Annotated in this window: 25 protein-coding genes; 13 read left to right on the top strand and 12 right to left on the bottom strand. The window is 68.9% G+C overall.

Annotated elements, in window-relative coordinates:
- Positions 1-56: 56 nt before the first annotated feature.
- Both HQQ78_RS00595 and HQQ78_RS00590 read right to left on the bottom strand, forming a co-directional pair.
- Positions 57-305 (bottom strand): hypothetical protein, encoded by a 249-nt coding sequence (locus HQQ78_RS00595; RefSeq protein ID WP_173150774.1) that lies wholly within the window; start codon positions 303-305, stop codon positions 57-59.
- A gap of 113 nt (positions 306-418) precedes the next feature.
- Complete coding sequence (locus tag HQQ78_RS00590; protein ID WP_173150773.1) at positions 419-751, bottom strand: hypothetical protein; 333 nt, start codon at positions 749-751, stop codon at positions 419-421.
- A gap of 341 nt (positions 752-1,092) precedes the next feature.
- Between HQQ78_RS00590 and HQQ78_RS00585 the strand changes: the two genes are divergently transcribed.
- The 4 genes from HQQ78_RS00585 to HQQ78_RS00570 all read left to right on the top strand — a co-directional run bounded on the left by HQQ78_RS00585 (position 1,093) and on the right by HQQ78_RS00570 (position 4,541).
- Positions 1,093-1,434, top strand: a complete 342-nt coding sequence (locus HQQ78_RS00585) for a hypothetical protein (protein WP_173150772.1) — start codon at positions 1,093-1,095, stop codon at positions 1,432-1,434.
- A gap of 972 nt (positions 1,435-2,406) precedes the next feature.
- Entirely contained in the window at positions 2,407-2,604 is a 198-nt protein-coding gene (locus tag HQQ78_RS00580) for a hypothetical protein (RefSeq protein WP_173150771.1), read from the top strand.
- A 291-nt stretch (positions 2,605-2,895) separates the two neighbouring features.
- A complete protein-coding gene (locus HQQ78_RS00575; RefSeq protein ID WP_173150770.1) occupies positions 2,896-3,933 on the top strand; it encodes a hypothetical protein in 1,038 nt (345 codons plus the stop codon).
- A 182-nt stretch (positions 3,934-4,115) separates the two neighbouring features.
- Positions 4,116-4,541: an ADP-ribosylation/crystallin J1 gene (locus HQQ78_RS00570; protein WP_173150769.1), complete on the top strand. Its 426-nt coding sequence runs from the start codon at positions 4,116-4,118 to the stop codon at positions 4,539-4,541.
- Positions 4,542-4,623: 82 nt separating this feature from the next.
- Here HQQ78_RS00570 and HQQ78_RS00565 read toward each other — a convergent pair whose 3' ends face one another.
- A complete protein-coding gene (locus HQQ78_RS00565) occupies positions 4,624-5,232 on the bottom strand; it encodes a DUF6226 family protein (protein ID WP_173150768.1) in 609 nt (202 codons plus the stop codon).
- A gap of 903 nt (positions 5,233-6,135) precedes the next feature.
- Here HQQ78_RS00565 and HQQ78_RS00560 point away from each other — a divergent pair.
- The 4 genes from HQQ78_RS00560 (at position 6,136) to HQQ78_RS00545 (ending at position 7,546) form a co-directional block, all read left to right on the top strand.
- Complete coding sequence (locus HQQ78_RS00560; RefSeq protein WP_173150767.1) at positions 6,136-6,432, top strand: hypothetical protein; 297 nt, start codon at positions 6,136-6,138, stop codon at positions 6,430-6,432.
- An 11-nt stretch (positions 6,433-6,443) separates the two neighbouring features.
- Positions 6,444-6,680: a hypothetical protein gene (locus HQQ78_RS00555; RefSeq protein ID WP_173150766.1), complete on the top strand. Its 237-nt coding sequence runs from the start codon at positions 6,444-6,446 to the stop codon at positions 6,678-6,680.
- Positions 6,681-7,001: 321 nt separating this feature from the next.
- Positions 7,002-7,298 (top strand): hypothetical protein, encoded by a 297-nt coding sequence (locus HQQ78_RS00550; RefSeq protein ID WP_173150767.1) that lies wholly within the window; start codon positions 7,002-7,004, stop codon positions 7,296-7,298.
- Positions 7,299-7,309: 11 nt separating this feature from the next.
- Positions 7,310-7,546, top strand: coding sequence for a hypothetical protein (locus tag HQQ78_RS00545; protein WP_173150766.1), 237 nt, complete (start codon positions 7,310-7,312; stop codon positions 7,544-7,546).
- A gap of 447 nt (positions 7,547-7,993) precedes the next feature.
- Here HQQ78_RS00545 and HQQ78_RS00540 read toward each other — a convergent pair whose 3' ends face one another.
- Entirely contained in the window at positions 7,994-8,581 is a 588-nt protein-coding gene (locus tag HQQ78_RS00540; protein ID WP_173150765.1) for a hypothetical protein, read from the bottom strand.
- A 206-nt stretch (positions 8,582-8,787) separates the two neighbouring features.
- Positions 8,788-9,357 carry a recombinase family protein gene (locus tag HQQ78_RS00535; protein WP_173150764.1) on the bottom strand — a complete coding sequence of 190 codons (570 nt, stop codon included), beginning with the start codon at positions 9,355-9,357 and terminating at the stop codon, positions 8,788-8,790.
- Positions 9,358-9,553: 196 nt separating this feature from the next.
- Here HQQ78_RS00535 and HQQ78_RS00530 point away from each other — a divergent pair, with 196 nt between their 5' ends.
- Both HQQ78_RS00530 and tmk read left to right on the top strand, forming a co-directional pair.
- Positions 9,554-10,018, top strand: a complete 465-nt coding sequence (locus HQQ78_RS00530; protein WP_173150763.1) for a DIP1984 family protein — start codon at positions 9,554-9,556, stop codon at positions 10,016-10,018.
- A 291-nt stretch (positions 10,019-10,309) separates the two neighbouring features.
- Complete coding sequence (gene tmk, locus HQQ78_RS00525; protein WP_173150762.1) at positions 10,310-10,966, top strand: dTMP kinase; 657 nt, start codon at positions 10,310-10,312, stop codon at positions 10,964-10,966.
- A gap of 75 nt (positions 10,967-11,041) precedes the next feature.
- On the opposite strand, the gene HQQ78_RS00520 is transcribed toward tmk, so the two are convergent.
- Positions 11,042-11,341: a helix-turn-helix transcriptional regulator gene (locus HQQ78_RS00520; protein WP_173150761.1), complete on the bottom strand. Its 300-nt coding sequence runs from the start codon at positions 11,339-11,341 to the stop codon at positions 11,042-11,044.
- Positions 11,342-11,421: 80 nt separating this feature from the next.
- Between HQQ78_RS00520 and map the strand changes: the two genes are divergently transcribed.
- Complete coding sequence (gene map / locus HQQ78_RS00515; protein WP_159825165.1) at positions 11,422-12,198, top strand: type I methionyl aminopeptidase; 777 nt, start codon at positions 11,422-11,424, stop codon at positions 12,196-12,198.
- 31 nt (positions 12,199-12,229) lie between these two features.
- On the opposite strand, the gene HQQ78_RS00510 is transcribed toward map, so the two are convergent.
- Together HQQ78_RS00510 and HQQ78_RS00505 are read right to left on the bottom strand one after the other, a co-directional pair.
- Positions 12,230-15,745, bottom strand: a complete 3,516-nt coding sequence (locus HQQ78_RS00510) for a TM0106 family RecB-like putative nuclease (RefSeq protein ID WP_173150760.1) — start codon at positions 15,743-15,745, stop codon at positions 12,230-12,232.
- Between the two features lie 76 nt (positions 15,746-15,821).
- Positions 15,822-16,439 carry a helix-turn-helix domain-containing protein gene (locus HQQ78_RS00505; protein ID WP_123570750.1) on the bottom strand — a complete coding sequence of 206 codons (618 nt, stop codon included), beginning with the start codon at positions 16,437-16,439 and terminating at the stop codon, positions 15,822-15,824.
- A gap of 80 nt (positions 16,440-16,519) precedes the next feature.
- Here HQQ78_RS00505 and HQQ78_RS00500 point away from each other — a divergent pair, with 80 nt between their 5' ends.
- Both HQQ78_RS00500 and HQQ78_RS00495 read left to right on the top strand, forming a co-directional pair.
- Complete coding sequence (locus HQQ78_RS00500) at positions 16,520-17,527, top strand: NAD(P)/FAD-dependent oxidoreductase (RefSeq protein ID WP_173150759.1); 1,008 nt, start codon at positions 16,520-16,522, stop codon at positions 17,525-17,527.
- The gene (locus HQQ78_RS00495; protein WP_173150758.1) at positions 17,524-18,234 is read left to right on the top strand and encodes a bifunctional 2-polyprenyl-6-hydroxyphenol methylase/3-demethylubiquinol 3-O-methyltransferase UbiG; all 711 of its coding nucleotides are present in this window, start codon (positions 17,524-17,526) and stop codon (positions 18,232-18,234) included. Before HQQ78_RS00500 ends, HQQ78_RS00495 begins: the two co-directional genes overlap by 4 nt.
- Positions 18,235-18,357: 123 nt before the next feature.
- Here the strand turns inward: HQQ78_RS00495 and HQQ78_RS00490 are convergent, their stop codons facing one another.
- Genes HQQ78_RS00490 through HQQ78_RS00475 form a run of 4 tightly spaced genes read right to left on the bottom strand, consistent with a single transcriptional unit; the run spans position 18,358 to position 24,762 of the window.
- Positions 18,358-21,501, bottom strand: a complete 3,144-nt coding sequence (locus HQQ78_RS00490) for a glycoside hydrolase family 2 TIM barrel-domain containing protein (RefSeq protein WP_173150757.1) — start codon at positions 21,499-21,501, stop codon at positions 18,358-18,360.
- Positions 21,498-22,469 (bottom strand): carbohydrate ABC transporter permease, encoded by a 972-nt coding sequence (locus HQQ78_RS00485; protein ID WP_173150756.1) that lies wholly within the window; start codon positions 22,467-22,469, stop codon positions 21,498-21,500. Before HQQ78_RS00485 ends, HQQ78_RS00490 begins: the two co-directional genes overlap by 4 nt.
- The gene (locus HQQ78_RS00480; protein WP_056044767.1) at positions 22,466-23,428 is read right to left on the bottom strand and encodes a carbohydrate ABC transporter permease; all 963 of its coding nucleotides are present in this window, start codon (positions 23,426-23,428) and stop codon (positions 22,466-22,468) included. The genes HQQ78_RS00485 and HQQ78_RS00480 overlap by 4 nt, the downstream gene beginning before the upstream one ends.
- Positions 23,425-24,762, bottom strand: coding sequence for an extracellular solute-binding protein (locus tag HQQ78_RS00475; RefSeq protein WP_056044890.1), 1,338 nt, complete (start codon positions 24,760-24,762; stop codon positions 23,425-23,427). Before HQQ78_RS00475 ends, HQQ78_RS00480 begins: the two co-directional genes overlap by 4 nt.
- Positions 24,763-24,798: the final 36 nt, after the last annotated feature.

The raw sequence follows: 24,798 nt of genomic DNA, 5'->3' as shown, positions 1-24,798 counted from the left end.
GATGGCTGATCGGCTATCGGGATGCCTCGAGATCCATGGCCACGTCCGCCCTCTAACTAGTCCGAGACCTGCGATCGGCTCTCTTCGAACTGCAAATAGGCGATCGCTTTAAGATGAAGAGAGAGTTTCAGCAAGAACGATGCGACCGCGGCTCCCAAGGCCGAGCCGATGAACATCCACCACAAGCCGTTGATCAGACCGGCCACAGTCACCAGGCCAGCGAGGGTGACGACCGCACTGAAACAGATGTAGGCGATCTCACGGGGCAACATCCCCCAAACTCTGATGCCCTCAAGCACGTTCATCTTGTCTCCTCGTACGCATCCCTAGAGGGGTTCGCCTCACTGTAGATGCGGCAAAGCTCCAAGCCCGGCAGACGATGGGCTATCGGGACGCTCCCCGATGGTCATGTTCGGCCCTAGGGAATGCCCTCTTCGAATGCCAGGAAAGACCACGACTCCAGACCATAGGTCTCCACGTCGGCGCTGGGGATCGACCGGGGCGTGCCGAACTCACGGGCTGCGTAGTCCAGCAGGTTTGAGCCGTAGATGATGACGTCCGCCTGGTGAACGGAAAAGACCGGGGCCCCAGGACCTGAGGGCGCGGCCGGCAGATAGCGGTGGCCGTACAGAGGCACGAACTGCGGCCATTCGTTGACCTGACCCTTCACGATCTTGAAGCGTGCCGCCACGGAGTCTGGCCGCTCACCCCACGACGCAGGCCAGAAGACATTGTTCTCGACATCGAACAAGACGCCCTCGAAAGGCCATCGAATAGCTCTGCGGACATGCTCGTCAGCTCTTGCGCGCCAGTTGAACCACCTATCGCCCACCGGCAGTGCGAGGGCTAGGAGCTCGCGGTGGTCCTGGGCGAAGCGGACGCCCGTAACGGCGTTCAGCCCGAGCCAACTCAGCCTCGGAGAGCCCTGCCTCGAAAACGACACGTCGTTCTCGAAGGAGCTGGACGACCTCGGCAGCAGACACGTCGTCAGCATGGATGCGACCCGTCCGACAGCTGATCGGCAATCGGGCACTTTCTCGTGAAGCTACGGGGGCTTATCAGCAACGCTGTGAATTCGTCTAGGCTCCGGTCATGATGACCACGGAGCCGCTGGCGGCTCCGCGCCCCTCGACCAGGGTCGACGCGGGCGCGATCTTGGTGCTGATCGTCGGCTTCGCAGCGACCTTGGTCGTCATCCTCGTCGCAATTCTCTGGCGCGACATCATGGGCGACAACTTTTTCTGGGCCAGCCCCGCGCTGGTAAGCATGCAGTCGTCGCTGTGGCTCTTGGCCGCCGTCCTTTCCTGGCGTCGCATGCTGGGCGGCCGCCCCGCACTCGTTCCGACTCTCTCGCTAATTGTGGCTGCTGCTGTGGCCTTCCACGTGAGCATGTTCCTGCTCACAGTCAGCCTCCCCTGCCCGTCTCTCTGCTGAGGGTTGAACCGACCAGACACCTGCGGCATGGGGGCCTCCCGCACGACCGCGGAGCGATCCCTCGCCGGGCAGCGCGCCTCAATCGCGAACGAACCACCTGAATGGCCACCGAGCTGAGCGAGCCCTCCGCCGCGCGCGTCGAGCCGCGTCCTGCTGTGCCGTTGCATGAGCTCGTCGAGCTCGAGCCATGATTTCATCGCCACGAGTCAGCCGTGATGCCGCCCGCGTCGGGTGAGTGAAAAGACCCACACCTAACCACGCGAACAGCCCACCAGTCGTGACGACAGAGAGCGGGTGACCTCGGGCGGTGTATTCGAGATCACCTGCGAGCCAAGCATCTGTGAGCCAAAGGCCCACCACCAGCGTGGCAATCCCCAGAACAGCGACGCAACCGCCCGACACACGCCACTTCCACATGCCCCCAACGCCTCTCTCCGCGCCCCATCGCGGCGCATGTCTCAGGCATCCAAGTAAAGCTGACCCTGCGCCCATAACGCCACGCGTGATCATCTACTGAAGCTGAGCCGCGGAAGTGCCTCCTCGACGGGATGGTCGTGACCATCGAACTAGCCGGCCCGCTTCAGCCGTCACGTCGCCCCCGAGGCGAGCGCGCCCTGTGGTCCATCGACTAACGGGCGGACGCGGCTTAGTAGCTAATGGCGCAGTCGGTAAATCCGGTCATGCCAAGGAAAGCCGCGTAAGAGGCGATCGAGTAGACGGAGGCGGACGGGTTGAGGCCTGTGCTCGTAACGGGGAGGGTCGCCACGATGATTGACGTCGTTCACCGAGTCGGCGGGCCTGAGCGCTCTCGCGTCTGCCTCGGCAAACCACCCGCGTTCCTCGAACATGACGACCTCCGCCGGTTCCGAGAAGCATCCCAGCGGAATGGTTCGCGGTCAAGGATCGTCTAATGAGACGGGGCAGAGACGCTTCCCGTGGCCGACCCTTCACTAATGCAGGTTGGATGACCCCGTGAAGCGCAGCGAGGCCCCCATCATGATCGTCCTGGGCCTCGGAGCTCTCGCCGTCGCCGCCACGCTCTTTTTCACGTCAGCCGATCTCTCTGTCGCAAGCAGGGGCTACGCCGGATGGCTTGTCGTCGGAGCATGTTCCATGGGTGGGCTCGGCTGCCTCATCTACGGCATCATCGCATCCCGCCGCGGCCGGTGACCGATGGGTTACCGGACTGGCTTCGAAGCGGATCGTTGAGCCTTCGGCGAGCTCTACAGGCATGGGCAACCCAAATAGGAGGCGCGTGACGGCCGATCGGATCGACATCGCATTCGTTAAAACCCATGCCCGCACTCTGCCGCGGGGGCTCCTGCACTGGGGGCGGTCTCGCTACTCTCGGTTGGGCATGCTCGACGAAGCGACGAGACCAGGGGAACAGTGCACTTACGCGACGCGATGATCGGTACTGAGGGGCAGGTGTACGGACGCGGACGGTTGTCATTCCCGGGGATGGATCGGATCACCACTGAAGCGACGACGATCGAAGTCTCCGGGGACGAGTCTGCCGCCCAGTTCTTCACGGCCGCCTCGGCCGACAGAGACCAGCAATCGGGGTACCTCACCTCCGTCGGTGAAGGCGCCACCTTGCGTCTGCCAGTCGGCGTCGGGAGCCTGATCGGTAACGTGTTGCACTCCGCCCGCTCGGCCCCCTTGTCCCTTTCCGCCGATGCGCCTGGGAGTGTCCGGCTACCGGGGGGTGGCTCGGAGTACGGGGTGTCTGACTGGCGCATCGAGGTCACCGCTGTCGCAGATGACGCCGCCGTTGATCCAGGCGTCGTCCGGATCGACCTCTCGGCGGCACTACGACCTCACCCCGCCGACTCCGGCCCCCGCAGCGAGTGGCCTTCCGATGTAGCTGATTCGCGGCTGTTCTTGGAGTGCTCCCTTGACCCAGCCACCCGCGCTCTTGCCTACGACTCGTTCTCCTCGACGCTCTACAGCGATGCACCAGGAGAGGCACCTTCGCGGTCGAACCAGTCGACAGCAGCGTCGATACGGCTCGCCGCGACGCCCGTCGGCCCCAACGGCGATCTCTTCGCATGGACCGATGACGGGCGACTCGCGAAAGTCAGCTACTTCCTCTCGTTTTTCGGGTTCTGTGCGCCGTTCCGAGAGACCCGCTCGAGCATGGGATTCGTCGAAGGACACGACGATCCGGTGAGGGTGAGCTTGCGTGGCGTCAACCTCGAGATGGTGCGCGATCTGCTCACCAGGAGTCGCCAGACAGTCGTCGAGCTCATCTCCGACGACGTGGGGCACGTCCAGTACGCGCGCGACAACGCAGATTGGTTTGGCGAAAGCGACCGCGTGGTGCAGGCACATCTGGCGTTCGAGCTTCGAGATGAAGGACTCCGACTTGAATACACGATCTACCCTCGCGAACACGGCCCGTTGAGCGGAGCGATCACCCTCCCCTGGGAGATCCTGATACTTCGACGGTGGACCGGCTCGTATGCGCGAAGCAGGGTGCTAGCTGAAGGCAACTGATGCACACGCCTCTCACCATGGGCACCGGCAAGAGGTCTCTAAGTGGTCAGACTCAGCACAGCCCGAACGTGGTCTCGATGGTGGATCGTCTATCGGGCGCCGCGGAGAAGCCTCGTCGACGCTCGCCCACGTCGACGGTTAAACAGATAGGAAATGAGCGTTCCATCCAGCATTCTGTTCCCATGACCACACGATCGGACGCTGACAGCAGCGTTGTACTCTGGCGGCCCACGGGCCCGGAGGAACTCGAACTCGTCAAGGCGAGTGGCTGGTCGCTGTGGCCCCCGAGACTGCCGGATCAGCCAATCTTTTACCCGGTACTGAACGAGGACTATGCCGTGCGCATCGCCCGAGACTGGAACGTCAAGGCCTCGGGCGTTGGCCATGTCACTCGGTTCTCGGTGCGTCGGAGCTTCCTCGAGGGCTTCGACGTCCAGCAGGTCGGTGGGCGAAGCATCCTTGAGTACTGGATTCCGGCGGAACGCCTCGATGAACTGAACGCGAATCTCATGGGGCCCATCACACTCGTCAGCACGTTCCGTCGCGATGACGCCGACGGCGAGATCAAAGAGTTCCGCGAGGAGTGGCCCGCCCGTAGCGCGCCGTGAGGCAGTGCCCGGGGAGCGATTCCTTGTCGGGACGGAGCACCTCGCGTTGAGTTGCGTGGTCTTGATTAGCGTGGCGCAGGGCCTACGGGCGTGGGGTCCACCCGGACCAACGACCTTCGGACAACTCAGTCAGACGCTCAGCCCAGAGGCCTCGCTCACGCCTGCGAACGCCCTTGAGCGGCATGACGCCTGACCAGTCCCTGCTCGAGTTAGTCAAAGACCACCGAGCTTGTCCAGACCGCCCCGGCTTAACACTCTCAGCGACGCCACCGCGGGCCAGCTGCAGGAACACTTCCTCCAGGGCGTCGGCGACCTCCTGCCAGGTCTCATCGCACAAGTCACAACCGCAGAACCACATGTCGAACTGGCTGAAGAGCCCGGCGAACACAGAGATGACTCCTGGCGTCGAACCGAATACCAGCCACACCGTGACCTCGCCGGAGCGACGCGACGAGATGCGAACAATGCGTGACACGTCGTGGCCGAGCCAACGTGCGTGTGTGGGCGGCAGCGCGACCGGAGCATCGATGACGACGTCGTACTCCCGATCGACATACTCGATGAGAGCCTGCGCAACAGCGCCAACGGGGCGGAACCGCTCCCCAGAATCCCAGGTTGGCTGGTCGCCTATGTTGTGGGAACGCTCCCCTTCGCGGACGCCTGCGAAGACAGGACGGGCGTACTCGTTCACGTCGGAAGAATAGCCCTCGAGAGCCCACCGTCGAGGCCGATGATCCAACGCCCTCCAATGGCCCCTAATCGAGGAAGCGTCCCCAGGACTGACCGTCCTCACGACGGCATAGACCACGTCCCTCTTGGCGATCGTCTATCGGGCGCTAAACCGCCCCTAAGTTCTCGATCCAAGCCCGACACAGCCACAAATCCTGGCCTCGCAAGCAACGCCAGAACAAACGACGCTGTAGAAGGGTCGAGTGATTGATTTAGCCGAGGTTCGTTCTCTCGAACTCGTCACTCCCAAGACCGTGGACGACGCGAGCCAAGTTCTTGCTAGGTGGCTTGCCGAGAAAAGCCTTAAACCGCGAGAGGCAAGCGCAGAAGGCGCCTTGGATCTGGGCTCGCGGTTTGCGTACCGGATGTGGGGCGCTAGCCGGCGGGGCCAGGCAAAGCTTCCGATGCGATTGACTTGGCGTGTGAGCGCAAGCGGAAGTGGGAGCACCGTCGGGCTACACATGCGCAGCAACGAGGGCCGGTACCTCGTCCGCACCTATCAACATCACCTCATCTACGAGCGCACCTTCGATCAGCTGGTCAGAGAGCTGCACGCCGTGTTTGAGTAGCCGATCCCCTAACGGGCATTAGCGTTCTGCTATGACGCCTGTGGTTTTCGTCCTAGTTGCAATTGGCTTCGCCGGATTCGGGTCGGCTGTCATCTACGAACAGGTTCAGCACCGCAAGACGGGCGGAAGACCCTTCGAGGGACGCAAAGCCATTGTCTTCCCGTGGATCGTCACTTCTTGGCTAGTCTTCGGCGTCGGATTCGTCATCCTCGTCGTAAACGAGAACTAAAGACCTGCCCGCCGACCGTCAACCGAGCGGCTATCGGGCATCTCCGGCGATGTCCTAGCCTGGTCGAATGACCAACCACAGCGCACCGGACACGGAACGCCGGTCTGTCTGGACAGTAGAACATCTCTACACGGCGACCGTCTCTAGCTATGAAGAGGTCGAATTCCCTCGCGTGTTCGGTGTCTACTCGACAGAAGAACGAGCGAACGAGGCCCGCGAGAGGGCCCGGCTCCAGCTCGGCTTCGACGGCCGCCTCGGGCCGGTGGACTCCCAGGAGGAGCTCACGGTGTACCGGTACGGCCTCGACGACGTCGCATGGCGTGGAGGCTTCTTCTCTTATGACGCTGAGGGCCGAGAGGAATGAAGGTCTACTCCGTGACACACCTCCGCCCCCGAGGGCAGAACACCGAGTGGCCAATGGTCAACCTCAAACAGATCGGCTACTTCACCTCCGAGAATGAGGCACGACGCGCAATCAGGAGCCTCCGCCTCGATCCCGGTTTCCGCCGGTTCCTCGACCAGTTCCGCATCGACATCGTCGAAGTGGACGTCGACCTGTACGAGACAGGCTTCAACCACGAGGACGACCGAGGACTTGTGCGGGTCGACTGACGCCACTACGGGGACCGCCCGATGGTCGATCCCCTAACGGGCATTAGCGTTCTGCTATGACGCCTGTGGTTTTCGTCCTAGTTGCAATTGGCTTCGCCGGATTCGGGTCGGCTGTCATCTACGAACAGGTTCAGCACCGCAAGACGGGCGGAAGACCCTTCGAGGGACGCAAAGCCATTGTCTTCCCGTGGATCGTCACTTCTTGGCTAGTCTTCGGCGTCGGATTCGTCATCCTCGTCGTAAACGAGAACTAAAGACCTGCCCGCCGACCGTCAACCGAGCGGCTATCGGGCATCTCCGGCGATGTCCTAGCCTGGTCGAATGACCAACCACAGCGCACCGGACACGGAACGCCGGTCTGTCTGGACAGTAGAACATCTCTACACGGCGACCGTCTCTAGCTATGAAGAGGTCGAATTCCCTCGCGTGTTCGGTGTCTACTCGACAGAAGAACGAGCGAACGAGGCCCGCGAGAGGGCCCGGCTCCAGCTCGGCTTCGACGGCCGCCTCGGGCCGGTGGACTCCCAGGAGGAGCTCACGGTGTACCGGTACGGCCTCGACGACGTCGCATGGCGTGGAGGCTTCTTCTCTTATGACGCTGAGGGCCGAGAGGAATGAAGGTCTACTCCGTGACACACCTCCGCCCCCGAGGGCAGAACACCGAGTGGCCAATGGTCAACCTCAAACAGATCGGCTACTTCACCTCCGAGAATGAGGCACGACGCGCAATCAGGAGCCTCCGCCTCGATCCCGGTTTCCGCCGGTTCCTCGACCAGTTCCGCATCGACATCGTCGAAGTGGACGTCGACCTGTACGAGACAGGCTTCAACCACGAGGACGACCGAGGACTTGTGCGGGTCGACTGACGCCACTACGGGGACCGCCCGATGGTCGATCGGCTATCGGGACGTGCGATTGCAAACGGTGCATTACGGTCGAGCCGTGATTCTCGTCTGTTGGGCCATCGCCATCCTTCTTGCGTTGATCGCAGTCGCGTTCGCCTTTGCGGACCGGCGTGCCGGACGAGCATTGTCTCGACGGGCGTACATCACGCTGGGCTGATCCGTTGTGGTCGCCCTGGTCGGCACTGCGTCCGTGTTCATCTGACCTAACACCGCCGCGGGAGCCCGGACGACCATCCCGATCGGGCGCCAAATCGCCCCAGAGTTCTCGATCCAAGCTTGTGCATCGCCCTCGGGCCAGCCCGCCGCGTCAATCGTCAGTGGGCAAGCTGAACATGCCGTGCGGGCCATCGATCGGCGTGCACATGGCCGTCTCGGTGACGTTCAGGTCAATAACGGACTCCGGCTTCACTAGTGCCTCCTCGACCGTCGAACTTGAGCTGCCGCGAGCTCCTGAACTTCCCGCTCGACGGCGCTGGCGTCCGGCGTGGCCAGAACACGTCCATCCTCGTCTTGCGACCTGAGCAAGTGACGGAGATGGACGACAACCCGCAGCAGCTGAGCCTCGGTGTCGAGCGACACCTCTAGGTTTCGCGTCCCCAGTGCGAACGACGGGCTGTGAAGTTGGATCATCTTGACGGCTGTGCTCATGAAGGCAGTGTTGTACCAGTTCAAGAGGCCCGCATACGGAACAATTCGAATTTCACGGAGGACGGCGTAGGGAATAATCCGGGTCGAGAACCAGTCGGTCACGAGCAAGCCGTCCTCGCGGGCGACGATCCCGACACGCATCGATCGCAGGGCCACGATCCCAGGGATCAGGGCCACACCGAGGGGAGGCAGAAGGTCGCGCGGGGTCACTTTCAATTCACCATCGGCCCCCAGGATGCCCAGGATGCACGAAGCGACGATGATCAGCGCAAAGGTAAAGGCTAAAGCGCGCGAGGGGTACCCGACCCGCCTCAACGGCCTTGAGAGGGCAGGATTCGCCTTAGTCATGCGTACGATCCCCTCCCTCGTTTGTAGTTTCGGCCCGGTGCCATGACTGCTGGGCTGTGCGTGTATCCAGTCGCCTCGGCCGCGCCCGCAACGCCTGCGCCATGCGGCCTTGAGCGTCCTTTCCATCTGGCCTGAAACTACCTCACGACCTCAGCTACAGGTTGTTTCGTCAATGACTCCCTGAGCGCCTCGGCACCGGTTACCTGTCACGCTTGTTCCCCGCGCTGGACGGCCCGGTAAACCGTTGAGCGGGCGACCCCGAAGAGCTCGGCGATTTCGCTGGTCGTGTGAGCGCCGGTGCGGTGTAGCTGCACGAGGTGCTTCTCCTGCGAGGCGGTGAGCTTGGGCTTGCGGCCGCGGAACTTGCCGGCCGCCTTGGCAATCGCCATGCCCTCACGGGTACGGGCGCGAATCAGGTCAGCCTCGAACTCAGCCACCATGCCGAGAACATTGAAAAGCAGCCGCCCAACCGGGTCGGTGGGGTCGTAGACCGCTCCCCCGAGGTTTAGGGCGACCCCCTTCTTCGTCAGCTCATCCGCGATGTCCGTCGCATCGCGCAGCGATCGAGCGAGACGGTCGAGCTTGGTGACGACCAAGACATCGCCGGCACGGCACGCCGCCAGGGCCTCGCGGAGCCCGGGCCGGGCTCGAGTCGTACCCGACAGCCCGTGGTCAACATGGACGTGTTGATGGTCAATACCGAGCGCTGCAAGACCATCACGTTGTGCTGCAAGATCTTGTCCCGAGGTCGACACACGGGCATATCCGATGAGCATCCGACGACTGTAGCGTTCAGACCCCCCTCACCGGGCATTTTTACGGGACAGGCATACGCGAATCCGCAGGCCAGGCGCCACTTGACTTCAGCTAGCCGAGACGCGGCCCGACAGGTGTCCCGATGAACGACCGGCGACCGGGCGCCGGCGACACGCACGACGCGCCGCGCACCCGACCTGCGTAGGATTTCTCATCATGAAGCTCGCCGAAGCCCTCCTGCAACGGTCCGACGCCCAGCGCCGGGTCGACCAGCTGCGTGACCGCGTCACCGCGAACGCCCGCTACCAGGAGGGCGAAGAGCCCACCGAGGACGCCGCCGAGCTGCTGCGCCAGGCGGTCGACACCCTCGCCGTCCTCGAGTCGCTCGTCGTGCGCGTCAACCTCACCAACGCCCGCACGCCCCTCGGCGACGGCAGCACGATGACCGCTGCCCTGGCCCGCCGCGAGACCCTGCGCGCCACCCACGCCCTGCTCGTGACCGCCTCCGACGCGGCCCGCGGCGCCTCCGGCGGCTACCGCCAGCTCCGCAGCGAGCTACGGATGTTCTCGGCCCTGCCGGTCGCCGAGCTGCGGGGCCGTGCCGACGCCGTCGCCAAGGACCTCCGCGAACTCGACGTCGAGATCCAGAAGACCAACTGGGAGGCCGAACTGCAGAACTGAGCTGCGCGGTGAGTCGGTAGACGTCACCGGGGCGAGCACGAACCGAGACCGGCGGTCATCCCGGTCACCCTGCAGGCGCGGAGGGCAGCGCCACGACTCACGTCGTCACCACTCAGCCCCGCACCGATCACCGGTGACCGCGCACCCTGCATCGTTCATCACCGTGTGCTGACCGGAGACGTCGAGGGCGGGATCGGGGACCTCACCGCGCCTCCTGGGGCTGCCTCCGTCGGCAGACGTCCGCGTCGCGGTCCGTCCCGCGGCGGGTGCGACGATCGGTAGGCTCACCGGGTGACGGATCAGGCAGCCCGTGGGGCGTTCATCGTGTTCGAGGGCATCGACGGGTCGGGCAAGTCGACGCAGGCACGCCTGCTCGCCGCCCGCCTCCAGGACGCCGGGGTGCCCGTGCACCAGACGGCCGAGCCGACCAACGGCCCCGTCGGCACGTTGATCCGCAACGGCTTCAACCGCCGGGTCGACCTGGACGACCGCGTCATCGCGTCGCTCTTCGTCGCCGACCGCCTCGACCACATCACCAACGCCCACGACGGCATGCTCGGCATCGTCGAGCGGGGCACGACCGTCCTCTGCGACCGGTACCACCTGTCGTCACAGGCCTACCAGGCGTCCGACGTGGGCAGCGAGTGGATCGCCTCGTCGAACTCCATCAGCACCGACCTGATGCTGCCCGACCTGACGATCTACCTCGACGTCTCGCCCGAGGTCGCCCTCGAGCGCCTCGCCAGCGGACGCACGACGACCGACCGGTTCGAGGTCGACGAGCGGCTCCGGGCAGCCCGCGAACGCTACGCCGAGGCGATCGAGCGGGCCGACGAGGTCGTCGTCACGGTCGACGCCGACCGGTCGACCGACGAACTCGCCGAGGCCGTCTGGCACGAGGTGTCGACCCGGCTCGACCTCGGGTCGCTGGCGCGTCCGAAGGGCTGACACCGCGCCTCCTCGGGTGACCGAGCCGTCACGACGTGCCGCTCACCTCGGCACGTGAGCGACACCCCGACGGGGTCAGGAGGCGCGGGCCGCGTCGACGACGGACGGCGCGTCGGCTGCTCCCCCGGCCCCGTCGCGCGTGATCTCGGCCCAGATGTCGTCGAGCGACACTCCGACGACGGCGGCGATCGCGGCGATCGTCGAGAAGGCCGGGGTCGCCACGCGACCGGTCTCGATCTTGCGCAGGGTCTCGGGCGACAGCCCGGCGTCCAGGGCGACCTGCAGCATCGGCCGGGAGCCACGGACCCGCCTCAGCAGCACCCCGAGGCGGCGACCGCGTTCGATCTCGGCGGGCGTGAGCGGCAGACGGACCATGCCCCGAGCGTAGTGCGCCGGAGGCCCGAGTGGGATACCTTTACCGGGATGATCTTCGGCACGCGAACGGCAGGACACCCATGATCGAGATCTTGAACCCCTCCGAGATCGAACGGGCCCGGGCGACCGGCGCACTCGTCGGCACCATCCTGCAGACGCTGCGCGACCGGGTGACCGTCGGCACGAACCTGCTCGACGTCGACTCGTGGACCCAGACGATGATCGACGAGGCCGGGGCGGTCTCCTGCTACGTCGACTACGCGCCGTCGTTCGGCCGGGGCCCCTTCGGCCACTACGTCTGCACGGCCGTGAACGACGCCGTGCTGCACGGGCTGCCGCACGACCGACGACTCGTCGACGGCGACCTGCTGACGCTCGACCTCGCCGTCGTGCTCGACGGGGTGGCGGCCGACTCGGCGGTGAGCTTCGTCGTGGGCGACTCGCGTCCGGCCGAGAGCGTCCGCCTGATCGAGACGACCGAGCGGGCGCTCGAGGCCGGCATCGCGGCGGCCGGGCCGGGGGCGCGCATCGGCGACCTGTCGCACGCGATCGGCTCGGTGCTGTCGGACGCGGGCTACCCGATCAACGTCGAGTTCGGCGGCCACGGCATCGGCTCGACCATGCACCAGGACCCGCACGTGTCGAACACCGGGCGCCCGGGGCGGGGCTACCGCCTGCGGCCGGGGTTGTTGCTCGCGCTCGAACCGTGGGTGATGACCGACACCGACGAGCTCGTCACGGACGCCGACGGCTGGACGCTGCGCAGCGCGACGGGCTGCCGGACGGCCCACAGCGAGCACACGATCGCCATCACCGAGGACGGCGCCGAGGTGCTGACGCGACGCCCCGTCCGCTAGCCCGTCCGCCAGCCCCTCCGCACGGACCGGCTCAGCCCTCGACGGCCGGCTGGCCCTGCCCGGTCAGGCGCAGGAACCCGCTCAGCAGCCCGAGCCCCGCGATCGAGGTGGGCAAGCCCGTCGCGAGCAGCGGGGAGTGCACCAGGAACGCCGCCCACTTCGCCCGCGACAAGGCCACGTTCAACCGGTTCGGCATCAGCAGGAAGTCCAGCCCGCGCGGGATGTCGGCGGCGCTCGACGCCGCCAGCGAGACGACGGCCACGACGGCCTCCTGCCCCTGGAACAGGTCGACCGTGCCGACGGGCGTCTCGTCGAAGCCGGCCGCGTCGAGGTGCTCGCGCAGCACGGCGCCGTGGGCGTTGTACGGCGCGACGACGATGACGTCGGCCGCGGTCAGGGACCGGGTGCCGTCGGCGTCCGACCAGTCGAGCCCGACGACCGACCGCACGATCTCGACGACCGCCCGGGCCTCGTCGACCGACGAGGTCGTGTTGCCGACGTGCGTCACCGGTTCGACGTGCAGGCCGGGTGTGACGCCCTCGAGCCGGCGGTCGGACGCATGGGCGGTCAGGGCCCCGCCGTAGGACAGCTCGCTGACCGGGGCGCACAGCGCCGGATGCATGCGCCAGGTGGTGGCGAGGAAGTAGCCGTACTCGGCCGGCAGCACGTCGTGGCCGTCGGCCAACCAGCCGAGGGCCGACTCGTCGACCGGCTCGGGGTGGCTGCCCTGGCTGACCTGCGGCAATTGCTGCGGGTCGCCGAGCAGCAGCAACCGCGTCGCGGCGACCGAGGCCGCCACGGTCGAGGCGAGGGAGAACTGCCCGGCCTCGTCGACGACCAGCAGGTCGAGGGAGGCGCGGGCCACCTTGTCGGCGTTGGCGAACCCCCAGGCGGTGGCCCCGAACACGGCCCCCACGGCCTGCCCGCCGCCGTCGACCGCGGCACCGCCCGCCCCACCGTCGGCCTCGGCGAGGAACGCGGCCTCGCCGCCGGACTTCAGGGCACGCCAGGGCTGCTCGTCGGCCTGCTCGGCGGTCGTGCCCGACTTCGGCACCTTGCCCACGCGCTCGGGATCGACCCCGGCCGTGATGGCCGCCCGCAGGACGTTCTCGACCACGGCGTGCGACTGCCCGACGACCCCGACACGCCAGCCGTGCTCACGCACCAGCCGGGCGACGACCCGCGAACCGACGTAGGTCTTGCCCGTGCCGGGAGGGCCCTGGACGGCGAGGTACGACCGGTCGAGGTCGAGCAGGGTCTCGACGACGGCCGAGACGGTGTCGTTCCCGACCACGGGTGCGGGCCCGCCACCCGACCGCCGACGCGGCGGCTGCCGCCGCAGCAGGTCGAACGCCGGGTCGGGCAGCATCTCGGGCAGGGCGTCGAGCACGTGCCCACCCCATTCGGCGATCGCCTCGGGCTGCGGAGTGGCCCGGGGAGGCGCGGCGGGCGTCAGCGCGACCGGGAACGCGTCGTGCCGGTCGTCGTCGCCGGTGACGCGCTCGAGCAGCACGACCTCGTGCCGGTCGCCGTTCGGGCCGGCCTCGACCACCGTCGACCCGACGGCACCCCGCAGCCCGGGGCCGAGCGAGGCGACCCCGGGCGGGACGGGGGCGTCGTAGACGGCGTAGGGCGCGCCTCCTTCGCCCAGGCGACTGCCGGGCGCGAGGCGGCCGCGCAGCCGCACCTCGCGGCTGAGCTTGCGGGCCCGGGGCAGCTTCTGCCACTCGCGCTCGACCGACGCCGTCTCGACCACGAACACGTCGCGGGTGTCGGCCCAGTCGTTGACCGGGTTGCGGAGGCGGTCGAAGTGCTCTTGCCAGAACGTCTTGGCCTCGCGGCGGTGGTAGTCGATGGCCGACGCCGCGAGGGCGATGGCCGTCTGGTCGGGGGTACGGTCGAGCGGGTCGACGTCGGCCACGTGCGCCGCGAGGCCCACGGCGACCGGGTTCGGCTCGCGGGGCACGCGGGCGAGTTCGAGCGGGTCGGGCGCGGTCGGGCCGTCGGGGTCGTCGCCCCGGGTGCCGTGCCGGTCGGCCAGCTCGAGCAACCAGTCGCGCAGCCGCAGGGTCGACCGGCAGTCGTACTCGTTGTAGTCGCGGACCTCGTCGAGCATCAGGTCACCCCGCGCCGCGTCGCCCGTGGTGCGTTCGGCGATGGCGTCGACGTACATGGTGATGCTGGCGGTGGCCGTCTTGACGTCGCTCTGCCGGAGGTCGTCACCCATGTAGAGCGGCTCGAGCTTCTTGAGCGAGTAGCTGTGCGACCCGACGAGCAACGCCTGCCGCACGACCGGGTAGAGGTCGACGAGCACGCCGTCGCGGAGCAGGTCGTCGACCGCGTCCTCGCCGACGCCGTGGCGCGCCGCCAGCGAGAGCAGGTGGCTGCGCTCGTACGAGGCGTAGTGGTACACGTGCAGGTCGGGGAATCGCCGGCGACGCTCGGCGAGGTAGTCGAGGAAGTCGATCAGCGCCTGCCGCTCGCCCGCGAAGTCGTGCGCCCAGAAGGCCCGGAAGGTGCCGTCGGCCTCGACCAGCCCGAAGAGGTAGTCGAGGCCCCAGGCCCGCCCGTCGCCCTCGGTGTAGAGCGGGTCGCCCTCGAAGTCGAAGAAGACGTCGCCGGCGTCGGGCCGCGGGATCGTCCGCAGGGCGTCGGCGTCGACGACCTCGACCGCGGGCGCGCCGGTGTGGTCGCGCTCGGTGGCGAGCTGCACCCGGGCCTGCCCCCGCAGGCGGGCGAGGGCCGTCGCCCCGATGCCGGCGACGGGCCCGTCCGACCCGGCGAGCTCGTCGATCGTGGCGACGCCGGCCAGGTGCAGCCGCTGACGTTGCTCGCCGCGCAGGCCGGCGACGAGCACGAGGTCGCGGTGCTCGTCGACCTGGGCCTGGCAGGCCGTGCAGCGCCCGCAGGCGGTGACGCCCGGGTCGCCCCAGGCGAGCGGCCCCTCGGCGGCGAGCCGCTCGGCGAGGGCGGCCCGCAGCCGGTCACGCTGGACCAGGTAGACCGGCAGCACGTCGGCGACGTCGTGCACGCTCTCGCTGCCGTCGCCGAGCACGAGGCGCACGGTGTCGGCCGACGGCAGCCCGAGCGCCCGGATCTGGTCGGTGTAGGCCGCGACCTGCAGCAGGGCGGGGATCTTCGCGTGGCGGGCGAGCTTGGTGTCGTAGACCTCGTAGGTGCCGTCGTCGGTGCGCACCACGAAGTCGCTGAAGCCGATGAACGATCCGTCGAAGAACGTCGCCTGGAAGAGCACGTCGGCCCCGGAGGACATGGCGAGCCGCGCCTCCTCGGCGGCCGCCGCGTAGCCCGACGGGGCCGGACGGTCGAACTCGACGACGTCACGGGTCGCCCGCAGCGCCTCGAGGTACCGCAGCTCGTGCGCGTCGCCGAGCCGGGCCGTGCGGTCGAGCATGTCGTCGGACGCGTCGGCGACGGCATCGACCCGGCCGAGCTTCGCGTCGAGCCGTCGGAGGAACGACCACTCGCACGCGGCCCAGGTCGTCAGGTCGGACGGGCTGGTGACCACCCGGTCGTCGTCGAGGTACACGCGGACTCCTTCTGTCGGGACGCGGCCTGGACGCCCGCCCCGAGCCTAGGAGGCGCCACCGACACCCCGGGACGCCTCATGCGGGCGAGCCGGGCGCGGTCCGCAGGTGCAGCCGCTCGCCCTGCCGACCGAACAGGCTGAGCACCTCGACGGCCCGGTCGTCGGCCCGGCCGAACCAGTGCGGCGTGCGCGTGTCGAACTCGGCCGCCTCGCCGGCGGGCAGCACGAGGTCGAGGTCGCCCAGCACGAGCCGGATGCGTCCGCGCAGCACGTACAGCCAGTCGTAGCCCTCGTGCGTGCGGAGCACGGGTTCGCTCCGAGGCGAGTCCGCAGGAATCACCATCTTGAAGGCCTGGATCGCGCCGCCCCCGCGCGAGAGCGGCACGACCGTCATGCCGTGCTGTTGCCGCGGCTTGAGGTGCACGCGGGGGTCGCCGGTCTCGGGCGCGCCGACGAGGTCGTCGAGCGGCACCCCGTGCTCGCGGGCGAGCGGCAACAGCTGTTCGAGGGTCGGCCGCCGGAGCCCGGACTCGAGCCGGGACAGGGTGCTGACCGAGATGCCGGTCCGCTCCCCCAGTTCGGCGAGGGTCACGCCGCGCCGCGCGCGCAGGGCACGGAGGCGCGGGCCGACCGCGGCGAGGACGTCGTCGGTGCTCGGGGCGTCGGCACCGGGGGCGTTCGTGGGGTGGTCCATGCCGGCCATCTTGCCACTTCGGCAACGTAGATTGCCAGCCCGCTGACCCAGGTCGCAGGATCGGGTCAGGAGGTCACACCATGAACCAGAACACCCACCCGGTCGGCGCCGTCCACGACGTCGTCGTGATCGGCGGCGGTCCCGCCGGACTCAGCGGCGCCCTGTCGCTCGTCCGCGCCCGCCGCACCGTGCTCGTCGTCGACGACGACCGGCCCCGCAACGCTCCCGCCGAGGGCGTCCACGCGTTCCTCACCCGCGACGGCGTCGCCCCGCGCGAGCTCACCCGCCTCGGTCGCGCCGAGGTCGGGGCGTACGGAGGCGCGATCACGTCGGGCACCGTGACCGGCGTCCGTCGCGACGACGACCCCGGCGCCCCCTTCGTCGTGACCGTCACCGGCAGGGGTGGTGACGCGTCCGAGGTGCGCGCCAGGCGCCTCCTGGTGACGTCCGGCCTCGTCGACGAGCTGCCCGCCGTCGACGGCCTCGCCGAGCGCTGGGGCCGCGACGCCGTGCACTGCCCGTACTGCCACGGCTGGGAGGTGCAGGACCGCGTGATCGGCGTGCTGGCCACGAGCCCGTTCGCGATGCACCAGGCCCTGCTCTTCGGGCAGTGGAGCCGCGAGATCGTCCTGTTCACCAACGCCTCGTTCACGCCCGACGACGAGCAGGCCGAGCAGTTGCGGGCCCGCGGGGTCACCGTGGTCGACGGCCCGGTCGCGCGCCTCCGGGTCGAGGACGACGCCCTCACCGGCGTGACGCTCGACGACGGTCGCACGGTCGACGTCGGCGCCCTGGCCGTCATGGCCCGGGTGCGCTCGCGGGCGGACTTCCTCGCCGACCTCGGACTCGAGGCGACCGAGCACCCCGCCGGCGTCGGCACCCACCTCGCCACGATCGAGCCGCTCACCGGCCGATCGGCCGTGCCGGGGGTCTGGCTCGCCGGCAACGTCACCGAGCCGATGGCGCAGGTCGTCGCGGCGGCCGCGGCGGGCACGATGGCCGGCGCGGCGATCAACATGGACCTGGTGACGGACGAGGTCGCGGCGGCCGTCGCCGCCCTGCGCACCGGGGAGACGATCGACGCATGAGCGAGGCGGAGCGAGGGCAGCAGCAGCACCACGAGCACGAGCAGGAGCAGGAGCGACACGGGAACGGGCACGCCCACCCCGTCTTCGACCGCGACTACTGGGAGGACCGCTACGGGCAGCCCGGCCGCGCCTGGAGCGGACGCCCCAACGCCGCCCTCGTCGCCGAGGTCGCCCAGCTGGCGCCCGGTGGCGCACTCGACGTCGGCAGCGGCGAGGGCGGCGACGCCCTCTGGCTCGCCTCGCGGGGCTGGCGGGTCACGGGCGTCGACATCTCGCAGAACGCCCTCGACAAGGCGGCCGCGCTCGCCCGCGAGCAGGAGGACGTCGACCCGGCCCACCTCACCTGGCAGCAGGCGGACCTGACGGAGTGGAGCCCGACCCGCGCCTCCTTCGACCTCGTCACGGCGCACTTCATGCACCTGCCGCCCACCGACCGCGAGCGGCTGTTCCCGGCACTGGCCGACGGCGTGGCACCGGGCGGCACCCTGCTGATCGTCGGCCACGACGTCGACGCCCTGCCGGGCGGCGCCGGGAAGCACGGCGACCCGGGCATGCTCTTCACCGTCGGCGAGGTGGTCGGCAGGCTCTCCCCCGACTCGTGGCGGGTCGACGTCGCCGAGGTGCGCCCGCGTGACATGACGGGCCCCGACGGTGAGGTCTGGCACGTGGCCGACGTGGTCGTCCGCGCGACGCGCCGGGACGGCTGAGGTCGGCGCCGCCCGGGCGGCACGCGGACGCGGCCGCGCGCAGGACGGGCGGGTCCGTCCGGCACGGGCGTCCTGAGACGCCCGCCCGGCACGGACCCGCCCGTCCTCGGCGGGGTCGGCCCGCTACAGCGCGCTGAACTTCAGGCGCAGCTGGTGGGCGCCCGGACGCAGCACGTGCCGCGACGCGACGTCCGGCCCGCACGCCCGCGACCCGACGCCGTGCTGGGCGGCGTCGAGGTACAGGTGGGTGCGGTCACTCGCGGGCAACTCGTGCGGGTGCTCGGCCACGCCGATCTGCTGGGCCGTGTGGCGGCTCAGCGTGAAGCCGGGTCGTCCGCCCGTGGCGCTCGGCACCGCCTCGACGCGCAGCCACGGCCGACCGGCGGGGCCGAGGTCGAGCGTGCGCAGGTCGCTGCGGTGCCCCGTCTCCTGTGGGCGGGCGTACCCGGCCGACAGGTCGTCGATGCCCGACTCGTAGCGACCGACGAACGCCGAGTGACGGCTGTCGGGGTAGGACTCGCGCGGACCGGTGCCGAACCACGAGGCGTGGTCGACGTCGCCCGGCAGGTCGAAGCGCACGCCGACGCGGGGCCAGACCATGTCCCACCACCCCGTCGGGACGATGTCGACCGACAGCCAGAGGTCGTCACCGACGAGCTGCCACTGCTCGTCGGTCGTCACGGCGTTGCGCGTGTCGGCCGCGGCGTAGCGCGTCCGCACCCGGACCGAGTCCGGCGCGACGCTCACCGACTCGACGCGCGCGGTGAGCCGGTCGAGCCCGGCGAGCAGCCAGGTGTCCTGTGAGCTGGGCAGCACGCCGACCTCGTACAGGTCGACGCGGTGGCGGTTGCGCATCACGTCGCGGTCGCGGTCCTTCGGCGTCAGCCACTCGCCGCGGTCGTTGTCGGTCGGCGCGCGCCACAGCTCGAGACGGGCGCCGTCGACCGGGCGCCCGGCCAGCGAGACCAGCCGCCCGTCGTCGAAGACGGCCGGACCGAGCTCGACGCGCCCCGAGGAGGCGCGGGCCACGTGGTCGCGCACGTCACCCACGACTGCGGGGCGCGGTGTCGCGACCCGCACCGGTGCCGGCGTGAGGTCGAGCTGCTGGGTCGAGAGCACGTGACCCGCGTCCGCCCACACGGTGGCGTCGGCCAGTTCGGCGGTGACCGTGAACCACGTCTCGCCGGTGCCCGACACGGGCACCTCGGGCAGCGGGACGGCGACCGTCTCGTGGGCGGCCAGGGCGCCGCCGTCGAGGCCGACCACGTCGAGCGTGCCCGAGCGCACCTCCTCGCCGTCGTGTGAAGCGACCCAGCGGAAGACGACGTCGGAGGCGTCGGCCGAGTGCCGCAGGTTCGACACGACGAGCACCGGTCGACCGTCGACGGTGGGCGTCTCGAAGCGCAGGCGGATCGGGGCCACGACCTGGGCCCACTCGTACAGGCCCGGTGACGGGGTATCGTCGCTCAGCACCATCCCGTCCATGACGAAGTTGCCGTCGTGGACGACCTCGCCGAAGTCGCCGCCGTAGCCGAAGTACTCGACGCCGTCGGCCGTGTGCGTGCGCAGGCCGTGGTCGCGCCACTCCCAGACGAAGCCGCCATGCAGGCGCGGGTAGGCGTCGACCAGGTCCTCGTACTCGTCGATCGCGCCGGGGCCGTTGCCCATCGCGTGGACGTACTCGCAGAGCAGGAACGGCTTGGAGCGCTGGCGCGCGGCCTCGGCCGGCGTGCAGCCCAACAGCGGGACGGACTCGTCGCCCGACCCGATGGCGCGCGTCTCGTCGATCCACGAGTACATGCGCGAGTAGACGTCGGTGTAGGCGCCCGTGTAGTCGCCCTCGTAGTGCACGGGACGGCCCCCGTCACGGGCGTGGGTCCACGCCGCCATCGCCGCGAGGTTGTGACCCGTTCCCGCCTCGTTGCCGAGCGACCAGAGGACGATGCTCGGGTGGTTCTTGTCGCGCTCGACGGTGCGCACCATGCGGTCGACGTAGGCGTCGTGCCAGTCCGGGTCGTCGCTGGGGTTGCCGATCCACTCCTGGCGTTCGAAGGCGTGGGTCTCGAGGTCGCACTCGAGGACGACCCAGAAGCCCAGCTCGTCGGCGAGGTCGAGGAGGCGCGGGTGCGGCGGGTAGTGCGACGTGCGGATCGCGTTCACGTTGAACCGCTTCATCTGGGCGAGGTCGCGGCGCGACCACTCCTCGTCGAAGACGCGGCCACGGTCGGGGTGGGTCTCGTGGCGGTTGACGCCGTGGAACACCACGCGGCGGCCGTTGACCTCGAACTGGTCGCCCACGATGCGGACCGTGCGGAAGCCGAGGCGCAGCGAGACGGTCTCGGCGCCGCCTGCGCTCGTGACGGTCGCGTCGTAGAGGCGCGGGGTCTCGGCGGACCACGGCTCGACCGCGTCGAGCGCGACGGGCGCGACGTCGGCCGGGGTGGCCCAGGTCACCTCGACGCCGAGCTGGGACACCGAGAGGGTGACCGGGTAGGCGGCCTCGCCGGCGGTGATCTCGGGGACGATCGCCGCGCCTCCTTCGCCCTGACCGGCCGTGCCGTGGAACGGCGTCTGCAGCCAGACGTCGTCGAGGCCGCCGACCGGGCGGGCCTGCAGCGTGACGCTGCGGAAGATGCCGGGCAGCCACCACTGGTCCTGATCTTCGACGTAGCTCGACGCCGACCACTGGTGCACGCGCACCGCGATCACGTTCTCGCCCGGGTGCAGGGCGTCGGTGACGTCGAACTCCTGGGCGAGGCGGCTGCCGACGCCCATGCCGATCTCGACGCCGTTCAGCCACACCACGTAGCGCGACTCGACGCCGTCGAACCGCAGCAGCACGCGATCGGCGCCGTCGAAGGACGACGGCAGCTCGAACGTCCGGCGGTGGTCGCCGGTCGGGTTCGCGTCGGGCACGAAGGGCGGCTCGGTCGGGAACGGGAACTGCACGTTGGTGTAGATCGGAGCGCCGCGCGAACCGTCGCCGCCGAGCACCCAGTGCGACGGCACCTCGATCTCGCCCCAGGACGACTCGTCGAGGTCGACCGCGCCGACGCCGTCGACGGGCTCGCCCTCGGGCAGCACGCCGCGGCCGCCCAGCGTGCCGGGGGCGCCGGGCAGCAGGCGGAACGACCAGGTGCCGTCGAGGGACAGCGTCGGGGCGTCGGTGTGCAGCCACGACCGCGCCGGGGTGCGGGCACCCTGACCCGGGCCGGTGTCGGTGAGGTAGTCGGCGGAGACGGTGGACGGTGTGGTGCTGGGGGTCACTTGACGCTTCCTTCGGTGAGGCCGCCGCGCCAGAAGCGCTGGAGGACGACCATGGCGATGACCAGCGGGATGATCGACAGCAGCACGCCGCCGGTCGTCAGCTGGTAGAACTCGGGCAGGCGGTCGGTCTGGCTGAGCCAGTTGTTGAGGCCGAGCGTGACGGGGAACTTGTCCACGTCGCTCAGCATGACCAGGGGCAGGAAGTAGTTGTTCCAGATGCCCACGAGCTGGAACAGGAACACCGTGACGAGCGCCGGGGTGAGGATGCGCAGTCCCAGGGTGTGGAAGATGCGCAGCTCGCTGGCGCCGTCGAGGCGGGCGGCCTCCATGAGCGACGTGTCGACCGTGGCCTGCGCGTAGATGCGGCAGAGGAACAGGCCGAACGGCGACACGAGCGACGGCAGCAGTACGCTCCAGTAGGTGTTGGCGATGCCCATCTGGCTGAACAGCAGGAAGAGGGGCAGGGCCGTGGCGGTGCCGGGCACGAGCACGCCACCGAGGATCGTGCCGAAGACGACGTTGCGTCCGCGGAACTCGTACTTGGCGAGCGCGTAGCCGCCGGCCGCGGCGAAGTACGTCGCGATCAGGGCTCCGACGCCGGCGTAGAGCACCGAGTTGAGCACCCACCGCACGAAGATGCCGTCGCCGTAGGTCAGCACCTGACCGAGGTTGTCCCAGAGCGAGAAGGTCGGGGCGAACCAGAAGCCGAACGTGCCGAACAGGTCGGGCGTGGTCTTGGTCGCCGCGACGACGACCCAGTAGACCGGCACCAGGAAGTACAGCGCCACCACGACCAGGACGGCCGTGACGATGATGGTGGACGCCTTCGAGCGTCCGGCCGTGCGGTCGGGGCCGGCGCTCCGGGCGCGGCGGCGGGGGGGCTTCTCGGCACCGCGGCCGCGACCCTGTGCCGTCACGATGGACTCGGTCTCGGTGGCGTGCTCGGTGCCCTTCGTCGAGAGGCTCATTTCTGCTTCCTGTTCGTGATGCTGAGGAACGTGATCGACAGCGCGAACGCGACGAGGGCGATCAGCACGGACTGGGCGGCCGCGACGTTGTAGTCGTTGTAGGCGAAGGCCGTGGTGTAGGCGCTGAGGTTGGGCGTGTACTGGCTGTCGATCGCCGGCGAGACGCGTTGCAGCACCTGGGCCTCGGCGAACAGCTGCAGGGTGCCGATGATGGAGAAGACGGCGGTGAGCAGCAGGGCCGGACGGATCAGCGGCAGCTGGATGCTGAACGCGACGCGCAACGACGACGCACCGTCGACCTTGGCGGCCTCGTACAGCTCGACCGGGATCGACTTGAGCTGGGCGATGATGATCAGCATGTTGTAGCCGGTGTAGCTCCAGGTCACGATGTTCGCGATCGACCACAGCACGGTGTTCGCGCCGAGGAAGTCGGGGGTGACGCCGAAGACCTCGCCGATGTCGATGATCGGGCTGAGACCGGGCACGTACAGGAACGACCAGAGGATGGTCGCGATGACGCCGGGCACGCCGTACGGCAGGAAGTACGCGGCGCGGAACACGCCCGGCCACTTCGCCGACGCCGACTCGAGCAGCAGCGCGAGCACCGTGCAGAGGATCAACATGACCGGCACCTGGACGATGCCGAACAGGAACATGCGGCCGATCGAGGCGACGAAGTTGGGGTCGCCGATGACCTGGGCGTAGTTGTCGAAGCCGGCGAAGCCGCTGGTCACGCCGCCCTCGCCGAACAGGCCGCTGCGGGTGACCTTCGTGAAGCTCGAGAAGAGGGCGATGACGATCGGGATCACGAAGGTCAGGGCGAAGAGCGCCAGGAACGGCGCGAGCAGCACCCAGGGCGCCCGCTTGACGGCGCCCTTCGAGCTGCTGCGGCGGGGACCCGAGGAGGCGCGGGTCGAGTCGGTCGCCGCGTCGGGCCTGGTGTCGGTCGCGGCGCTCATGCGTTCGCCTTCCGGATGGTGAGGCCCTTGTTCTGGAAGACCGCCATGATGTCCTTCTCGGCCTGGGCCACGGCGTCGACGAGCGTGCCGCCCGACGCCTTGCCCCGGAACCCGTCGCTCAGGATGTTGAAGGACTGCTGGGTGATGGGCCACCAGCTCCAGTCCTGGTTCTGCGAGGACTCCTTCGTGGCGGGCACGAAGACCTCCTGGTTGTAGTTCTGACCGCTGAAGAACGGGCTGGGCTGCTCGCGCAGCGAGCCGACGACGTCACGGGCCGGCGACCAACCGATGCCGCAGAACTCGATGAGGGCGTTGATGCCCTCGGGGGTCGTGGTCATCCAGACGGCGAAGTCCAGCGCCTCCTGGGGGTGCTGGCTGTTCGCGAGGATCGCGGCGGTCGAGCCGCCGAGGAAGCTCGACGCGTAGCCGGTCTGCCAGGTGGGCAGCGGGGCGCACTTCCACTTGCCCTCGGCGCCGCTGACGCCCTCGATCAGGGCGTCACCCCACGAGCCGGTCGCGACGGAGGCGATCGTGCCCGCGCTGGCGGCCGAGAACCAGGCCGGCGTGTAGGCGCCGTAGGCGGTCGTGACGATGCCGTCGTCGATCGCCTTGTCGAAGAACCGGGCGACGGTCAGGGTCGCCTCGTCGGTCATGTCGATGACCCAGCCGTCGTCCTCGGCGCGCAGCCACGAGGCACCGGCCTGGGTGGCGTAGGCGGCGAACAGCGAGGCGTCGGCGAGGGGGAAGGAGTCCATCAGCACGCCGGCCCCCTTGAGCTCGGTGCCGACCGCGGCCCATTCGTCCCACGTGGCGGGGACGCCGGCGCCGACTGTGTCGAAGACGGCGGGCTGGTAGAACATGCCCATCGGGCCGCTGTCCTGCGGGATCGCGTAGACGCCGTCGGTGTAGCTGACCTGGTTCCACAGCGTGGGGTCGTAGAGGTCGGCGTACTGGTCGGCGCCGTAGCGCTTGAGGTCGACGACGCCGTTGGCGAGGAGGAACTCGGGCAGCGAGCGCAGCTCGACCTGGGCGATGTCGGGCCCGGCCCCCGCGGCGAGCGCCGAGTACAGCTTCTGGTAGCCGCCCGCGTTGCCGCCGGGGATGAAGACGGTCTCGACCTGGACGCGCGACTGGCTCTTGTTGTACAAGGCGGTGACCTGGTCGAGGCCCTTGAGCCAGGCCCAGTACTGGAGCTTGACCGGGCCGTCGGCCGCGGGGATGGTCGGCAGGGAGTTCACGGAGGTCGTCCCGGGCGTGGCGCAGCCGGCGAGCATGGCAGTGGCGCCGGCGGTCACCCCCAGGCCGAGCAACTGCCGTCGGGAAATCGGGCTCATGTTCATCTCACTTCGTCGTGGGGCCGTGGCGTCAGC

It is taken from the genome of Frigoribacterium sp. VKM Ac-2859, from assembly GCF_013204925.1.
Classification (GTDB): Bacteria; Actinomycetota; Actinomycetes; order Actinomycetales; family Microbacteriaceae; genus Frigoribacterium.
This window is presented reverse-complemented; position numbering and strand designations above follow the sequence as displayed.

Bases quoted from the DNA above. Each gene is read 5' to 3' on its own strand.
- HQQ78_RS00495 (WP_173150758.1), top strand. From the start codon at position 17,524: ATGAGCGAGGCGGAGCGAGGGCAGCAGCAGCACCACGAGCACGAGCAG.
- HQQ78_RS00550 (WP_173150767.1), top strand. From the start codon at position 7,002: ATGACCAACCACAGCGCACCGGACACGGAACGCCGGTCTGTCTGGACA.
- HQQ78_RS00595 (WP_173150774.1), bottom strand. From the start codon at position 305: ATGAACGTGCTTGAGGGCATCAGAGTTTGGGGGATGTTGCCCCGTGAG.
- HQQ78_RS00560 (WP_173150767.1), top strand. From the start codon at position 6,136: ATGACCAACCACAGCGCACCGGACACGGAACGCCGGTCTGTCTGGACA.
- HQQ78_RS00585 (WP_173150772.1), top strand. From the start codon at position 1,093: ATGATGACCACGGAGCCGCTGGCGGCTCCGCGCCCCTCGACCAGGGTC.
- HQQ78_RS00480 (WP_056044767.1), bottom strand. From the start codon at position 23,428: ATGAGCGCCGCGACCGACACCAGGCCCGACGCGGCGACCGACTCGACC.
- HQQ78_RS00540 (WP_173150765.1), bottom strand. From the start codon at position 8,581: ATGACTAAGGCGAATCCTGCCCTCTCAAGGCCGTTGAGGCGGGTCGGG.
- map (WP_159825165.1), top strand. From the start codon at position 11,422: ATGATCGAGATCTTGAACCCCTCCGAGATCGAACGGGCCCGGGCGACC.
- HQQ78_RS00500 (WP_173150759.1), top strand. From the start codon at position 16,520: ATGAACCAGAACACCCACCCGGTCGGCGCCGTCCACGACGTCGTCGTG.
- HQQ78_RS00475 (WP_056044890.1), bottom strand. From the start codon at position 24,762: ATGAGCCCGATTTCCCGACGGCAGTTGCTCGGCCTGGGGGTGACCGCC.
- HQQ78_RS00485 (WP_173150756.1), bottom strand. From the start codon at position 22,469: ATGAGCCTCTCGACGAAGGGCACCGAGCACGCCACCGAGACCGAGTCC.
- HQQ78_RS00530 (WP_173150763.1), top strand. From the start codon at position 9,554: ATGAAGCTCGCCGAAGCCCTCCTGCAACGGTCCGACGCCCAGCGCCGG.
- HQQ78_RS00505 (WP_123570750.1), bottom strand. From the start codon at position 16,439: ATGGACCACCCCACGAACGCCCCCGGTGCCGACGCCCCGAGCACCGAC.
- HQQ78_RS00575 (WP_173150770.1), top strand. From the start codon at position 2,896: ATGGATCGGATCACCACTGAAGCGACGACGATCGAAGTCTCCGGGGAC.
- HQQ78_RS00520 (WP_173150761.1), bottom strand. From the start codon at position 11,341: ATGGTCCGTCTGCCGCTCACGCCCGCCGAGATCGAACGCGGTCGCCGC.
- HQQ78_RS00570 (WP_173150769.1), top strand. From the start codon at position 4,116: ATGACCACACGATCGGACGCTGACAGCAGCGTTGTACTCTGGCGGCCC.
- HQQ78_RS00535 (WP_173150764.1), bottom strand. From the start codon at position 9,357: ATGCTCATCGGATATGCCCGTGTGTCGACCTCGGGACAAGATCTTGCA.